The following is a 14,721-nucleotide window of genomic DNA, read 5'->3' as shown; positions in this document are numbered from 1 at the left end:
GACGTGGGCACCCTTGCGCTCACAACTCCCGCTTCTGCCCATAACCCGTGGTTCTGCTCGTTCTGCTCACGCCGCGGCAACGAATCCGCCACGAGGACTGGTCATCGGCGACGTCGACGTTTACGTTGCGTTCACACGAGGACGAAACGGAACATCAGGTTCACGGTTGGCGGAAGGCAGAGGACAAGCGATGCGGATTCCCTGGCCCCGCCGTGTCTTCGCCCAGGTCCTGCTCACCCAGGTGGCCATCACCACGGGTGTGATCATGCTCGTCACCGGGCTCTTCCTGGCCCCGCTCAGTCACCAGCTCGACAGCCAGGCGATGCACCAGGCCCTGTCCATCGCCCAGACCGCCGCGGCCGAACCCGGTCTGGTGCGCGACCTGACCACGACCGAGCCCCGTGTCGACGGACCGGTGCAGGCCGAGGCGGAGCGGATCCGGCAGGCCACCGGAGCGCTCTACATCGTGGTCATGGACACCCGAGGTGTGCGCTGGTCGCACACCGACACCGCGCAGATCAGCCGACACGTCTCGACCGATCCCAGCACGCCGCTCGGCGGTCGGGAGATCATGCAGATCGACTACGGGACGCTGGGCCGCTCGGCGCGTGCCAAGGTTCCGCTGCGGGACAGGAGCGGCACCATCGTGGGTGCCGTCTCGGTGGGTATCGCGTACGACAGCGTCCATGAGCGGCTGCTCGGTGCCATTCCCGGTCTGCTGCTCTACTCCGGGGCGGCGCTCGCCGCGGGTGTGCTGGCCGCACTGGCCGTCTCGCGGCGGCTCCAGCGCGGCACCCATGGGCTCGCCTTCACCGACATCTCCGCGTTGCTGGACGAGCGTGAGGCGATGCTGCACAGCATCCGCGAGGCCGTGCTCGCCCTCGACGCCCGGGGCCGGATCAGGTTGTGCAACGACGAGGCGCAGCGGCTGCTGGAGCTGGACGAGGACGCCGTCGGACGGTCGTTGGGCGAGGTGCTGCCGCCGGGCCGGACGACGGAGGTGCTGGCGGGACGGGTCGACGGCGACAACCTGATCACCGTCTGCAACGGGCGCGTGCTGATCGCCAACCGCATGCCCACCGGTGACGGCGGAGCCGTCGTCACCCTGCGCGACCGTACCGAACTGGAACTGCTCGGCCGTGAACTGGACTCCACCCACGGCCTGCTGGACGCGCTGCGTGCCCAGGACCATGAACACGCAAACCGACTGCACACCCTGCTCGGGCTGTTGGAGCTGGGCCGGCACGAGGCCGCGGTGGAGTTCGTCGCGGAGGTGACCCATGCTCACCGGGCATCGGCGGAACAGGTGGCGGAACGCGTCAACGATCCTCTGCTGTCGGCGCTGTTGGTGGGCAAGTCGGCCATCGCGGCGGAGCGGGGCGCGCTGCTGAGCGTCTCGCCCGCCACCCGGCTCCCGGACGTGGTGGTGGATCCGCGCGACCTGGTGACCGTCCTCGGCAACCTCATCGACAACGCGCTGGACGTCGCCTCGCTCATCGAGGTGGAGCTTCTCGCCGAGGGCACCACCGCGGTCCTGCGGGTCAGCGACAACGGTCCCGGGGTGCCGCCCGGCATGCGCGAGCAGATCTTCACCGAGGGCTGGACCACCAAGGAGTCCCCCGCGCATCGCGAACGGGGTCTGGGCCTGGCGCTGGTGCGCCGGCTGGCAGAGCGCTACGGTGGCGCGGCTCGCGTCACGGCCCGGGCAGGCGGTGGGGCCGTCTTCACCGTCGTCCTGCCCGAGGCACTGAGTATCCGGCCGTTGTGCGAAGTGGGAGAGTTGCGATGATCGATGTCCTGGTGGTGGACGACGACTTCCGCGTTGCCGAGATCAACGCCGCCTACGTGGCCAAGGTCCCCGGCTTCCGCGTCGTCTCGCGTGCGCACACCGCGGCGCAGGCGCTCGCCTTCCTGGAGCGCGAGCATGTCGACCTCGTCCTGCTCGACCACTACCTTCCGGACGAGACGGGGCTGACACTCGTCCGGCGGCTGCGCCAGCTCGGTCATCCGACCGACGTGATCATGGTGACGGCGGCCCGTGACGTGTCGACCGTCCGCACCGCCATGCGCTATGGCGCCCTGCAGTACCTGATCAAGCCGTTCAGCTTCGCCGGTCTGCGGTCCAAGCTGGAGAGTTACGCGGCTCTGCGCCGCACCCTCGAAGGGGTGGGAGGTGGCCGCGGCGAGGCGGGGCAGGAACAGGTCGACCAGATCTTCGGCGCCCTGCGCACCGCGGGTTCCGGTTCCACGGCGGCCCTGCCCAAGGGGCACTCCGCGCCCACGGCCGACGTCATCCGTCATGTCCTGTCGGCCGCCGGCGAGCCGCTGTCCGCCCATGAGGTCGCCGTCCGGTCCGGGCTGAGCCGCTCCACCGCCCAGCGCTACCTCAAGTATCTGGAGGGCGCGGGCCGCATCAGCCTCAGTCTCAAGTACGGCGACACCGGCCGGCCCGAGCACCGCTACGCGTGGGCGAAGGCGAACTGAGAGGCGTACGGTGCCGTAGTCGTCCGGCCGCACCGGCGGCGCACCATTCCACGCACAAGGTCGAAGGGACTGGTCCATGAACCGACGCGGTACGAAGACCCTGCCGCCGATCCGCCGTGCCCCGCGTGCCGGCGGCTCCGGAACGCTGCGATGAGCCCGTCCGAAGCGGCGGTCGTGTCGCTCACTCCCGCAGCCGCCGATCTGGTGCGCCGGCTGCGCGAGGCCCACGGCCCCCTGATGTTCCACCAGTCGGGCGGCTGCTGCGACGGCAGTGCGCCGATGTGCTATCAGGACGGGGAGTTCCGTACCGGCGACTCCGACGTGTTGCTGGCCTCGCTGGAGGTCGACGGGGTCGCGGAGCCCGTCCCGTTCTGGATGTCGAGGAGTCAGTTCGAGCTGTGGGCGCACACCCGGCTGACCGTCGATGTGGTGGAGGGGCGGGGCAGCGGCTTTTCCCTGGAGGCTCCGGAAGGGGTGCGGTTCCTGATCCGGTCCCGGCTCGTCGGGCCGTGAGCCGGACCGCGCTTCAGCATCGCCGTGTACGCGGTGGCCGCGACCGGGGCGGGTGGCCCGGGGCCCGGGCGGCGCTGGGCCCGGTGCACCGGACGGGCCGCCGGTGTCAGGGCCTGAGGCTGCTGACGACGTCGGCCGTGGCCGTCAGACCGTCCTGGATGGTCGGCGCCATGCTCGTACCCGCGAGGAAGAACCCGAGCATGGCGCAGACCAGCGCATGCGAGATCTTCAGCCCCCCGTTGCGGAGGAAGATCACCGCAAGGATCAGCAGAAGCAGCACCAGTGAGATCGAAATGGCCATGGCCAACCTCCTCCGCCGCGCCGGAATGCGGCATTCGGCCGCCAGTGTGGCGTAGCGGAGAGGCCATCCGGCGGACTGGCGTGTCCGCCATACGGGTGTTGACTGGCTGTCACGTGCCGGACGGTGCGCCCGTGCCCCGTCAGCCGCCGAGGCGGACGTCCCCGGTCCTGACGTCCCTGTCATGTGTACGCAGGAAGTGTTCGAGCCCCGCCAGATCATCGGTGTTGAGGTGGTCGACCCCGGCGGCCAGCAGTTCGGACCACACGGCGTCGCGCTCCGGTCCCGCGACGTCGGGCGTGGCCCAGAAGCGGACGCGTTGGCCGCCTCGGTGGGCGGCGGCGACGAACGAGCGGAGCCTGTCCCGTTCGGCCGCGGGGAAGGGGCCGGTCCCCTGCCAGCTGAAGATGCTGCTCCAACTGGCGCTGATGAGTGGGATGAACGACGCGGTGGCCGCCGTCCCGAGGTCGTCCGGCCGGCCGTCGTAAAAGGCGTACCGCGTGCGCTGCGTCTCCATCGGGACGCGGGCCGCACGGTCGCCGGAGACGACGGGCGTGATCGCGCCCGGCCGCACCCGGCCGTCGTGATAGGCCGTCAGCATCTGCCGGTAGCGTCGCAGTTGCCGGTCGAGCTCCTGGTAGGCGGCCGCGCCGTCGGTCTTGATGTCGATCAGCAGCTGCACGGGGTTCCGGTCACCGGGATGCACCGTGCCGTGATGGGCCCGGACCCTGGCCAGCAGCGGGTCGAGGTAGAGCGAGGCGAGGGTGCGGGTGGGGTCGAGACCGGCGATCTCATGAGCGACCAGCAGCTCCCCGGCCACCAGGAAGACGTCTGCCTCGACGCTCGTGAAACCGTGGGCGAGAGCGTCGTCGAGGGGGTGCGGGTGCAGGTAGTCGTTGTGCGCGTGGGCCCGGCGCAGCGGACGGTGCCGGGATCCGGCCGAGGAGGCTGCGGACGCTTCGGACGCGACGGCCGTCTGCAGGGACAGCACCGAGCCTGCGGCCACGGTGGCGAGCGCGGTGGTGACGACGCTTCGGCGACTGGGGAACGCCATGGATTCTCCCGGGAGCGAGGGCGGATCGGACGGTCGGACGCGACCGAGTATGCGGTCGACACACCCCCAACGGGCATACGCAGCACAAGAGTTGATGGATTCGTCGTCCGCTGGTCGACTGGCGTTCCCCCGTGCCGGGCCGGGGCCGGCCGGCGGCGGGACGTCCCCGTGCGGCTCGGATCCGCCGACGGGCGCGCCGTCATGGGCGCCGCCGCTTCTCCGCCCCGTGGCTCCCTGGCGGTCCTCGAACTTCCCCCGGCGAGGCCCGTCGCGAGCGCGCGGTACCTCGCGGGAGGACGGCACGGGAGCGGAGGTGCACACACCACACCTCCGCTCCCGGATCCCGGTGCGCGACACGCCGCCCCCGGACCTGCCCACGGCACGGAAGCACTCAGGCCACCCACGGAGCGGGAAGTACGCCGGCCCTCCCACGGCGCGGGGAAGTACGCCCGGCCCTTCCACGGCGCGGGGAAGGGCCGGGCCTTCTACGGCGCGGGGAGTTCCACGAGGTCGGCGATCACCTCGCGATGACGTCCGGCCGTGCCGTACGCGATCGAGTCGGCCTTGGCGCGCTTGAGATACAGGTGCGCCGGGTGCTCCCAGGTCATGCCGATGCCGGCGTGCAGCTGAACGCACTCCTCGGCCGCGTGCACCGCGACCTTCGAGCAGTACGCCTGCGCGACAGCGACCGCCAGCGGCGTGTCGGGGCTGCCGGTCGCGAGGGCGTCCGCGGCGTTTCGCGCGGCGGCGCGGGCCGACACGACCTCCAGCCAGAGCTGTGCCATGCGGTGCTTGAGCGCCTGGAACGAGCCGACCGGCCGGTTGAACTGGTGCCGTTCGCGGGTGTAGCGAACCGTCTCGGTCAGGCACCACTCGGCGAGTCCGAGCTGTTCGGAGGCGAGCAGTCCGGCACCCGCCAACAGTCCTCGGCGCACCGCGGCGACCGCGGACGCGCCGTCTGCCAGGCGGATTCCGGTGGCTGAGGCGAAGGTGACGTCGGCGAGCGGGCGGGTCAGATCGAGCGGCACGAGCGGCTCCACGGCGACGCCTTCGGAGCGGGTCTCCACCGCGTACAGGCCATCGGTCGTGGGCACCAGCAGCACATCGGCCGCGGGCGCGTCGGCGACTGTGGTCACCGCGCCCTCCAGCGCGCCGGCCACGACACCGGCGGGCTGCGCGGCGCCGGGTTCCGAGGCGGAGAACGGCAGGGCGAGAACCGCGATCCTGTGGCCGGTGGCGAGATCGCCGAGGAGAGCGGCGGCCGGCCCGTCCTCGGGCTCCAGCGCGAGGAGCGTCTCGGTGGCGACGACCGCGCTGGTCAGATACGGCGCCGGAGCGACGCTGCGGCCCAGTTCCTCCAGCACCACCGCGGCCTCGCGATGGCCGGCGCCCTGCCCGCCCAGCCTCTCCGGCACCAGCAGCCCGGTCGTGCCGATGTCCGCGGCGAGCGCCTTCCACAGCCTCGGGTCGTACGGCGTGTCGGACTCGATGCGGCCGAGCACCGTCGGCGCGTCGCACCGGTCGGCGAGCAGCGCGCGCACCGCCGCCCGCAGATCCTCCTCGGTCTCCGAGTACAGCAGATCGGGCGTCTGGGGCTCTTCGGTCGGTGTCGCGGTCATCGGGCCAGGTCCTTCCAGGCGACGTCCTTGTCGTTGCGCGGCTCGGCGGGCAGGCCGAGGACGCGCTCGGCGACGATGTTGAGCAGCACTTCGCTGGTGCCGCCCTCGATGGAGTTGCCTTTGGAGCGGAGGTAGCGATAGCCGGCGTCACGTCCGGTGAAGTCGACGAGCTCCGGGCGGCGCATGGTCCAGTCGCTGTACAACAGCCCGTCCTGACCGAGGAGTTCGACTTCCAGGCCGCTGATCTCCTGGTTGAGCCGGGCGAAGGCCAGCTTCATGCCGGAGCCCTCGGGGCCGGGCTGGCCGGCGACGAGCTGCTGGCGCAGCCGGGTGCCGGTGAGCCGGGCGACCTCGGCCTCGACCCAGAGGGTCAGCAGGCGCTGGTGGAGGTCGTGGGTGCGCAGGTCGGGGCGTTCGCGCCAGGTGCGGGCGATCGGGCCGATCATGCCGCCCTCGCGTGGGATGCGTGCTCCGCCGATGGAGACCCGCTCGTTCATCAGGGTGGTTCGGGCAACCTTCCAGCCCTCGCCGACCGGGCCGAGGCGCCTGCTGTCCGGGATGCGCACTCCGGTCAGGAAGACCTCGTTGAACTCCGCCTCGCCGGTGATCTGGCGCAGCGGCCGGACCTCGACCCCGGGGTCGGTCATGTCGCAGATGAAGTAGCTGATACCGCGGTGTTTGGGCTGGTCCGGGTCGGTGCGGGCGATGAGGATGGCCCAGCGGGCCAGATGGGCGCTGGACGTCCAGACCTTCTGTCCGTCGACCACCCAGTCCTCGCCGTCGCGGACGGCGCGGGTACTGAGGGCGGCGAGGTCGGAGCCGGCACCCGGTTCACTGAAGAGCTGGCACCAGACCTCCTCGCCGACCCACAGCGGCCGGAGGAAGCGTCGCTTCTGTTCCTCGGTGCCGTAGCCGAGGATGGTGGGGGCGGCCATGCCGAGGCCGATGCCGATGCGGCGCGGGTCGTTGTCGGGGGCGCCCGCTGCGGCAAGTCGTGTGTCGACGACGGACTGGAGGGAGCGTGGCGCGTCAAGGCCGCCGAGCCCGGCCGGGTAGTGCACCCAGGCGAGTCCGGCGTCGAAGCGGGCCTTGAGGAAATCGACGCGGTCGGTGGTGGCCGGGGGGTGTGCGGCGAGCAGGTCCTGGGTACGGCGGCGGATTTCCGCCGCGTCAGGGGGCGTCATCGGGCGGCTCCTGTCGGGAGGACGACGATCCGGCCGGTACTGGTGCCGTCGGCGACCCGCTGGACTGCGGCGGCTGCCCCGTCCATCCCGACCCGCTCGCTGATCAGCGGTTTGATGGCACCCTGCGCGGCAAGTCGGGTGAGTTCGTCGTGGCAGGTCCGGACCGCGGCCGGGTCCTTGGTGTTGTAGAGGCCCCAGTGGAGGCCGAGGATCGAGTAGTTCTTCACGAGGGCGTGGTTCAGCGCCGGGGCGGGGATGGCACCGCTCGCGAAGCCCACGACGACGATCCTGCCCTCGAACGCGACGCACTTCACGGACTTGGCGTACGCGTCGCCGCCGACCGGGTCGTACACCACATCGGCGCCGCGTCCACCGGTGGCTTCCTTGACACCGGCGACGATGTCCTCGCTGCGGCGGTCGATGACCAGGTCACAGCCGAGCTCACGGGCGGCCTTCGCCTTCTCCGGGCCGCCGACGACCCCGATGACGGTGGCTCCGGCGGCCTTGCCGAGCTGGACGGCCGCACTTCCGACGCCGCCGGCCGCCGCGTGGACGAGGAGGGTTTCCCCCGCCTTGAGGTGCGCCCTGCGGTGCAGGCCGAACCAGCCGGTCTGGTAGCCGATGTGCAAGGCGGCGGCCTCGGCGTCGTCCAGGGCTTCCGGGGCGGGCAGGAGCGCCGCCCCGTCCGCGACGACGTACTCGGCGAATCCGCCGTTCGGCAGGGCGGGTGTGGCGAGGACCCGCCGTCCGTCAGGCGTCCTGCCGCAGATCTCCACGCCGGGTGTGAACGGCAGCGGCGGCCGGACCTGGTACTGGCCCCGGCAGAGCAGCGCGTCGGGGAAGTTGACGTTCGCCGCGAGCACCTCGATGAGCACCTGCCCGTCGCCGGGTGCGGGCCGGTCGGACTCCTCAAGACGCATCACCTCGCTCGGCTCGCCGTTCCGGTGCACTCGCCATGCCTGCATGAGGGGCCTCCACAACACTGTCGGCATTACCACTGCTCCGGCGCATACTAAGCGGTCGCTTGCCTCACTGGGAACAACCTGCGGGTGCTGGTTTCACCGGGACGTGCACAGGGGTGCGCCCGGTCCGCCCCGAGTGCTTGGGAGCGGGCCGGGCGCGGGACGGTTCCACAGGCCGATCCGGGAAGCGGCCGGTGCGACCTCCCTCCGCGATCCGCCCGTCGGGCTCAGTCCTGCCCGGTCACCACCACTTCGGCGATCCGGGGCGCCGTCTGCCCCGTGCTCCAGACGAGGCGTACCGCGTCGGCTGTGCGCCCCGCCGCAGGGATCTCGGTGTACGGGCCGTCAAGTGCGCCGATGGTCTGCCACGTTCCGTCCGCGGCCCGCAACTGGACATCGGCGCGGCCCGTGGAACCGGTCGGCTGGAGAACGGTGACGGACTTCACGGAGCGCGCATCGGGGAGCCCGGCCTCCAGCGCCTCCCCGGGCTCCGGAGCGCGGGCCGCCCGGTAGACGGTGCCCGGGTCTTTGTCGAAGGCCGCCCGCAGCGAGGATCCGGCCTCGGCGGGCGGTCCTCCGGCCACCGCCCCTTCGTCGGTCGCGACGCCGAACTCCCTGACGACGAGCCAGTAGTCCTGGCTCGCGGTCGCCCGGGCCCGCACATAGCGCGCCTCGGTCCCGGCGGGCACGCTCGCGGTGACGTCCGGCCTTCCGGAGAACGCGGTGAGCTGCTGCCAGTTCTGCCCGTCGGCCGAGTATTCGAGAACCCCTTCGTGGAGATAGTCGTCACCGCTGCCGGGCTTGCCCATGGCGAGGGTGACGTCGCCGATGTCCCGCACCCGGCCCAGGTCCACGGTGATCCGGTCCCCGGCGGCGGGCGCCCCGTCGCTCCAGAAGTAGGTGGAGTCGTCGCCGTCCAGCATCCGCGCGACCGTGTTGCTCTGATAGGTGCCCAGACTGGTCGATGCGGAGGGGCGCCCGCTGACCCCGAGTATCCGGTCGTGGTCGGCGTTCGCCGCGTCGACGAACCGGTCCAGTACCCCGTCGCCGACGACGACCGGCACCTCGCGGCCGTCCAGGCCCGTATAGGTGAAGGACTTCGCCGCGGCGACCAGTGCGGGCAGTTGCTGCCGGAGCTCCCAGGCCCGCGCGCCCTGTCCGGCGCGGGCCGCCTCGACCATGCGCAGGGCGGTGCGGGTCGCGGTCGCCCAGGACTCGGTGGCGTCCAGCCAGGGGCCTGCGTCGGCGACGAAGCCCCGGTCCGGGAGGCTGCTGCGCAGCCGGGAGGGCGCGGAGCCGAGCGCGTCGAGCACCGGGGCGAGCCGGGCCGCGTCACCGGATGTCCAGTAGTCGGCGAACTCCGCCGCCAGTTCGGGTGCCTGGTCCCTGTTGAGTGCCGAGCTGTAGTTGACGTCGGCGAAGGCCCTCAGCGCCTTCTCGGTGCGGGCGTCGCCGCCCGCGTACTCCTTGAGCCCCTGGATCCATGACGCGCGGGGGTCGTACGCGGCATCGTTCCAGGCGTAGTCGGCCACCGTATGGAGCGCGGTCTTCGAGGCGTAGGGCTGGATCATCGGGTTGGCCGTGATCCCCGCCAGCTTGCCGGGCAGCCCCTTCTCCCGTCCGTTGAACGGACCGAGGAGCAGCCGGTTGGTCGCGTAGTCATTGACCGGGTAGTTGTCCCACGTCAGGATCGGGTGGCCGAAGACCGTGCGGGCGGCCTCGGCCTGCGCGACGGTCATGGTCGGCGCGACGACGCCGACGCCGGTCCACTCGACGAGGACATCAGGGTCGAGTTGTTCGGACAGCGCCTTCTTGTACGGCGAGGCGGAGACGTCGTAGTACTCGGTGGGGACCATCTGGAGCGGCTGGGCTCCCGGGTGGGTGGCGATGAACTCCTTGTTGACCCGGTTGAGGAGATAGGCCTGAGCCGCGCCCGCCGCCCCGCCGCCGGTCCCCCACTTCGCCTTGTCCTCGGCACAGTTCCAGTCGGTGTAGCTGATGTCGTCGAGCGGCACGGCGAAGGTCCGCACACCGATGTCCCAGATCGTCTGGAATTTGTCGGCGAGTGCCTTGGCGTCGGCGTCCGAGCTGTAGCAGACCGAGAGACCGGGCGAGAGTGCGTAGGTGAACTCGACATGCCGCTGGACGGCCCGGTCGGCGAGTTCCTTGATCTGGGCCAAGCGGTCGGCGGGGTAGGCGTCGCGCCACTTCGCGCGGAGATACGGGTCGTCCTTCGGTGAGTACACGTAGATGTTCATCTTGTGCTCGCCGTAGTAGTCGAGCTGGTCGAGCCGGGCCTCGTGCGACCACGGGGTGCCGTAGAAGCCCTCGATGACGCCGCGCAGTGCGGTGCCTGGCCAGTCGCGCACGGCCAGCCCGGTCACCTGGGTGCCCGGATGCTTCGCCTGCGGCAGGATCTGGCGCAGGGTCTGTGCGGCGTAGTACGTGCCGGTGCTGTCCTTGCCCGCGAGGACGATGCGTCCGGCGCCGATGCCGAGGACGTAGCCGTCGGCGGGTAGTGCGGACGGGCCGTCGAGGTGCTGGGCGGCGAGCGCGGCGGAGTCACCGACATGGACGGTGAGCCCGCTCCTGCCGGGCGTGTCACTGCGCACGACGCGCTGTGCACCGGCCCGGCGCAGCGCGCTCTCCACCACCGCGAGGGAGGGCTCGTCGGAGGTCGCGCCCGCCACCAGGGTGACGGTGGGGCTGATGGTGATCCGGTCGGACCGGCTCGTCAGGGATTGCGGGGTCGGCGTGACGACGGGGGTCCGCTCCTCCGCGGCCCCGGCCGGGTGGGCGGTCCGGGTGCCGTCGGCGGCCTGGGCGGACGGCACGGCGGCCAGCAGGCCGCCGGCGAGCAGTGCCGCCGCCGTGCCGAGCGCGGTGAGACGGGGTGGGCGAGGCATCACAGGTCCTCCATTGATCACTCATGTCACCGAAGTCGCACAACACAACGAACCCGAATTCAACATCATGACGCTTGCATGTCAATGGTCTGGACAACATCAACACGCTGACCTGGGACTTTGCATCCAGAAGCCGCAATCCTGCACGGGCGACGCGTACAGGCGGCCGCCGCATCGCAGGGTTGAATACCCCCGGGGGCATTGGTGTTAGCCTGAGGGAGCAGATACCCCCCGGGGTAAATTGAACGGAAGGAGCCGGTGTCATGTTCTTCGTCGACACCATGGAGACAGCGGGTCTCGGAAACCGCAGCTACCTGGCGGGCGGGCGACGGGCCGCCGCGGTCGTGGATCCGCCGCGCGACATCGACCGGGTCGTCGCAGCTGCGGCCCGGCGCGGCGTGCGGATCGCCCTGGTGGTGGAGACGCATCTGCACAACGACTACGTGACCGGCGGGCTGGAGTTGGCACGCGTCACCGGGGCCCGGTATCTGGTGCCTGCCGGCGCGGAGGTCTCCTTCGCCCGGGTTCCGGTGGCCGACGGCGACACCGCCGCGGTGGACGACGGTCTCACCCTGCGCGCGCTGGCCACCCCCGGGCACACCCCGCACCACACCTCGTACGTACTGGAGGAGGGCGGTCGCGCCGTCGCCGCCTTCACGGGCGGCTCACTGCTGATCGGTACCGTGGGCCGGCCCGACCTGGTGGAGCCCCGGCTCACCGCCGGGCTGGCCCGCGCCCAGCACGCTTCCGCGCACCGGCTCGCCGACGAGCTCGAAGACGCCGTTCCCGTGCTGCCGACACACGGCTTCGGGAGCTTCTGCTCCTCCTCACCCGCGGAGGGCACGACGACGACCATCGGCGACGAGCGCACGCGCAACGACGCGCTGGTCAAGGACGTGGACACCTTTGTCGCCGAACTGCTGGCCGGTCTGGACGACGTGCCCGCCTACTACACGCACATGGGACCGGCCAACGCGGCAGGACCCGCTCCGCTCGATCTGACCCCGCCCGGCACGGCCGGCGCCGAGGAGATCTCCCGGCGGCTGGCCGCGGGCGAGTGGGTGGTGGATCTGCGCAGCCGGGTGGCGTTCGCCGAGGGGCATGTCGCCGGATCGTTCAACTTCGAGGGCGACGGTCGGCTCGCGACGTATCTGGCCTGGCTGATTCCGTGGGGGAAGCCGGTCACGCTGCTGGCGAGCACCACCGCCGAGCTCGCGTCCGCGCAGCGGGAGTTGTCGCGCGTCGGCATCGACCGGCCGGTGGCCGCGGCCACCGGTGGTCCCGAGGACTGGGTGCGTGCGCCGGGCAGGCCACGGTCGTTCCGCAGGTCCGACTTCGCGGGTCTGGCCGCCGCCCGGGCGGGCGGCGAGGACCTGGTGGTTCTCGATGTGCGCAGGGACGCCGAGCGCGGCGGCGGCGTGCTCCCGGGAGCGGTGCACATCCCCGTGCACGAGTTGCCCCGGCGGCTGGGCGAGGTGCCGCCGGGCGTCGTGTGGGTGCACTGTGCGGGCGGTATGCGGGCCGCGATCGCGGCGTCTCTGCTGGACGCGGCGGGACGCGAGGTGGTGGCCGTCGACGACGGTTTCGGCGCGGCGGTGGCAGCGGGCCTGAGCCCGACGGCCCCCGACCCGTCCGCCTCCCCCGCTGCCGCGGCCTGACCCCGTGCCGCCCACATCCACATCCACATCCGCACCCGCACCCGCACCCGCACCCGCACCCGCACCCGAGGAGCGTTCTCCGTGTCTTCCCTGATGTCTTTGGCCGTCGATGTCGTGAGCGGCATGACCGCATGGGCCGCCGCGGGGCTGCCGGTGCGCGGCCGGCGCGGGGCGGCGGGTACCGTCGCGTGACCACGCTGGTCCTGGCGCTGACCGCCGGAGCGGTGGTGGGTCTGGCGCTCGGCGGCCTGGGCGGCGGAGGAAGCGTGCTCGCCGTCCCGGCGCTGATCTATCTCCTCGGCTTCACACCGGCCGCCGCCACCACCTCCGGCCTGCTCATCGTCGTCGTCACGTCCCTCACCGGCCTGGTCGCCCACGCCAGGGAGGGCCGGGTCCGGTGGCGTACGGGTGGGCTCTTCGCAGCGGCCGGAATCGTGCCGGCCGCCGTCGCCGGAGCCCTGTCCGCACGGATTCCGTCCGGGGTGCTGACGGCCGCGTTCGCCCTGCTCGCCGCGGTCGCCGCGGTGCGGATGATCCGGCCCCGGGCCGAGTCCGCGCCACCGGACGGCGTGCCCGGCGGGCGGGTCGCGCGAGCGGGTGCCGGACTCGGTGCCGTGACCGGGTTCCTCGGCGTCGGCGGCGGATTCCTCGCGGTTCCCGCCCTGGTCACCGTGGTGGCCGTCCCAATGAGCGCGGCGGTCGGTACCAGCCTGCTGGTCATCACGGTGAACTCCACGGCCGCCCTGGTCACCCGCCTCGCCACGCCCACCGCGTTGGACTGGGCGGTGATCGCCCCCTTCACGGCGACGGCGGTGCTCGGAGCCTGGGACGGGCAGCGGCTGGCCGCGAAGGTGTCCACGGCCGCACTGCAGCGGATCTTCGGTGCGGTGCTGCTGGTCGTGGCGGCGTTCATGCTCGTCGACGCCGTGGCCTGAGCCACGGCGTCGCCACCCCGGCTCAGGCCGACGAGAGAACCGGATGCCGTCGGCTCAGGCCAGTGAGAGAAAGAGCTTCTCCAGTCGCGCCCGCATCTGGTCGCGATCCGCGGGCCGGCTGTCCCCGTCGGCCATGCAGTGCTGGAGACCCGTCGCGATGATCGCGAAACCCGCCCGGTCGAGCGCACGGGAAACGGCCGCCATCTGTGTAATGACGTCCTCACAGTCCCGGCCCTCCTCGATCATCCTGATGATCCCGGCGAGCTGGCCCTGTGCGCGGCGAAGACGGTTGAGAACCGACTTCAGTTCATCGGCCGCCATGTCGAGTTCCACAAGATCCTCCTCCTGATACCCCAAGGGGTATTCTACCCGTATCGGGAAGGAGAACCCCATCCCCTCCTCACCCCCGGTGAACGAAAGGAAGCACCCCTCGTGACCAGCCCCGCCTCCCTCTCCCCCGCCCAGGCTGCCGCCCGCCTCGCGGAATTCACCGTCATCGATGTACGGGCCCCCGGCGAGTACGCCTCCGGGCACGTTCCCGGTGCTCTGAACATTCCGCTCGACCGTCTCGGCGAGGCCGTCCCCGCACTGAAGTCCGCTGCGGCCCGCGGGTCGCTGCTCATGGTGTGCGCCTCCGGTGTCCGTTCCACCCGTGCGTGCGACATTCTCGCAGCGGCGGACATCGAGGCCGTGACACTGTCCGGCGGAACCTCCGCCTGGGAGAGCGAGGGCCGCGATCTCGACCGTCCCGCCGAGGGCCGGGCGACCTGGCCGATGGAGCGTCAGGTCCGGCTCGCCGCCGGTTCGCTCGTGGTGGCCGGCCTGCTGACCGGAGTGCGCGTCCCCGCCGCGCGCTGGCTCTCCGCAGGTATCGGCGCCGGGCTCGTCTTCTCCGCCGTGACCAACTCGTGCGGCATGGCGGCGGCCCTGTCGAAGCTCCCGTACAACCGGGCCCCGCACACGGCCACGAACCTGGCAGCGACGCTCGACACCCTTCAGCGCTGACCTGCCGCGTTGAGGGGAGGAGCCGGCCGAGCACCTGCGCGGCCGGCTCCTCGTTTCGGCCGGCTCCTCGTTTCGGACGGCCTCTCGTTTCGGACGGCCTCTC

General features: G+C 71.7%; 13 protein-coding genes. 6 read left to right on the top strand and 7 right to left on the bottom strand.

Translation table 11 applies throughout. The annotated features are described in order from the left end of the window. Positions 1-190: 190 nt before the first annotated feature. From ACFVUT_RS17645 to ACFVUT_RS17635, 3 genes are all read left to right on the top strand, one after another. Positions 191-1,789, top strand: a complete 1,599-nt coding sequence (locus tag ACFVUT_RS17645; RefSeq protein WP_389649797.1) for an ATP-binding protein — start codon at positions 191-193, stop codon at positions 1,787-1,789. Next, the gene (locus ACFVUT_RS17640) at positions 1,786-2,484 is read left to right on the top strand and encodes a response regulator (protein ID WP_389649800.1); all 699 of its coding nucleotides are present in this window, start codon (positions 1,786-1,788) and stop codon (positions 2,482-2,484) included. The genes ACFVUT_RS17645 and ACFVUT_RS17640 overlap by 4 nt, the downstream gene beginning before the upstream one ends. A gap of 150 nt (positions 2,485-2,634) precedes the next feature. Further along, positions 2,635-2,997, top strand: a complete 363-nt coding sequence (locus ACFVUT_RS17635) for a DUF779 domain-containing protein (RefSeq protein WP_389649803.1) — start codon at positions 2,635-2,637, stop codon at positions 2,995-2,997. Positions 2,998-3,103: 106 nt separating this feature from the next. Here the strand turns inward: ACFVUT_RS17635 and ACFVUT_RS17630 are convergent, their stop codons facing one another. The 6 genes from ACFVUT_RS17630 to ACFVUT_RS17605 all read right to left on the bottom strand — a co-directional run bounded on the left by ACFVUT_RS17630 (position 3,104) and on the right by ACFVUT_RS17605 (position 11,020). Further along, a complete protein-coding gene (locus tag ACFVUT_RS17630; protein ID WP_389649806.1) occupies positions 3,104-3,298 on the bottom strand; it encodes a hypothetical protein in 195 nt (64 codons plus the stop codon). A 139-nt stretch (positions 3,299-3,437) separates the two neighbouring features. Further along, positions 3,438-4,349 carry a phosphatidylinositol-specific phospholipase C/glycerophosphodiester phosphodiesterase family protein gene (locus tag ACFVUT_RS17625; RefSeq protein WP_389649809.1) on the bottom strand — a complete coding sequence of 304 codons (912 nt, stop codon included), beginning with the start codon at positions 4,347-4,349 and terminating at the stop codon, positions 3,438-3,440. 485 nt (positions 4,350-4,834) lie between these two features. Continuing rightward, positions 4,835-5,968: an acyl-CoA dehydrogenase family protein gene (locus ACFVUT_RS17620; RefSeq protein ID WP_389649812.1), complete on the bottom strand. Its 1,134-nt coding sequence runs from the start codon at positions 5,966-5,968 to the stop codon at positions 4,835-4,837. After that, complete coding sequence (locus ACFVUT_RS17615; RefSeq protein WP_389649815.1) at positions 5,965-7,152, bottom strand: acyl-CoA dehydrogenase family protein; 1,188 nt, start codon at positions 7,150-7,152, stop codon at positions 5,965-5,967. Before ACFVUT_RS17615 ends, ACFVUT_RS17620 begins: the two co-directional genes overlap by 4 nt. Beyond that, on the bottom strand, positions 7,149-8,117 hold the full coding sequence (locus ACFVUT_RS17610) for an NADPH:quinone oxidoreductase family protein (protein WP_389649817.1): 969 nt from the start codon (positions 8,115-8,117) through the stop codon (positions 7,149-7,151). Before ACFVUT_RS17610 ends, ACFVUT_RS17615 begins: the two co-directional genes overlap by 4 nt. A gap of 224 nt (positions 8,118-8,341) precedes the next feature. After that, positions 8,342-11,020, bottom strand: coding sequence for a beta-N-acetylglucosaminidase domain-containing protein (locus ACFVUT_RS17605; protein WP_389649820.1), 2,679 nt, complete (start codon positions 11,018-11,020; stop codon positions 8,342-8,344). A gap of 263 nt (positions 11,021-11,283) precedes the next feature. On the opposite strand from ACFVUT_RS17605, the gene ACFVUT_RS17600 reads away from it, so the two are divergent. After that, the gene (locus ACFVUT_RS17600) at positions 11,284-12,678 is read left to right on the top strand and encodes a rhodanese-like domain-containing protein (protein WP_389649823.1); all 1,395 of its coding nucleotides are present in this window, start codon (positions 11,284-11,286) and stop codon (positions 12,676-12,678) included. A 188-nt stretch (positions 12,679-12,866) separates the two neighbouring features. Beyond that, the gene (locus ACFVUT_RS17595; RefSeq protein ID WP_389649826.1) at positions 12,867-13,613 is read left to right on the top strand and encodes a sulfite exporter TauE/SafE family protein; all 747 of its coding nucleotides are present in this window, start codon (positions 12,867-12,869) and stop codon (positions 13,611-13,613) included. A 54-nt stretch (positions 13,614-13,667) separates the two neighbouring features. Here ACFVUT_RS17595 and ACFVUT_RS17590 read toward each other — a convergent pair whose 3' ends face one another. Further along, the gene (locus ACFVUT_RS17590) at positions 13,668-13,946 is read right to left on the bottom strand and encodes a metal-sensitive transcriptional regulator (protein ID WP_389649900.1); all 279 of its coding nucleotides are present in this window, start codon (positions 13,944-13,946) and stop codon (positions 13,668-13,670) included. A gap of 99 nt (positions 13,947-14,045) precedes the next feature. Between ACFVUT_RS17590 and ACFVUT_RS17585 the strand changes: the two genes are divergently transcribed. After that, entirely contained in the window at positions 14,046-14,618 is a 573-nt protein-coding gene (locus ACFVUT_RS17585; protein ID WP_389649829.1) for a rhodanese-like domain-containing protein, read from the top strand. Positions 14,619-14,721 lie beyond the last annotated feature (103 nt).

It is taken from the genome of Streptomyces sp. NPDC058051 (genome assembly GCF_042885475.1).
Lineage (GTDB): Bacteria > Actinomycetota > Actinomycetes > Streptomycetales > Streptomycetaceae > Streptomyces.
This window is presented reverse-complemented; position numbering and strand designations above follow the sequence as displayed.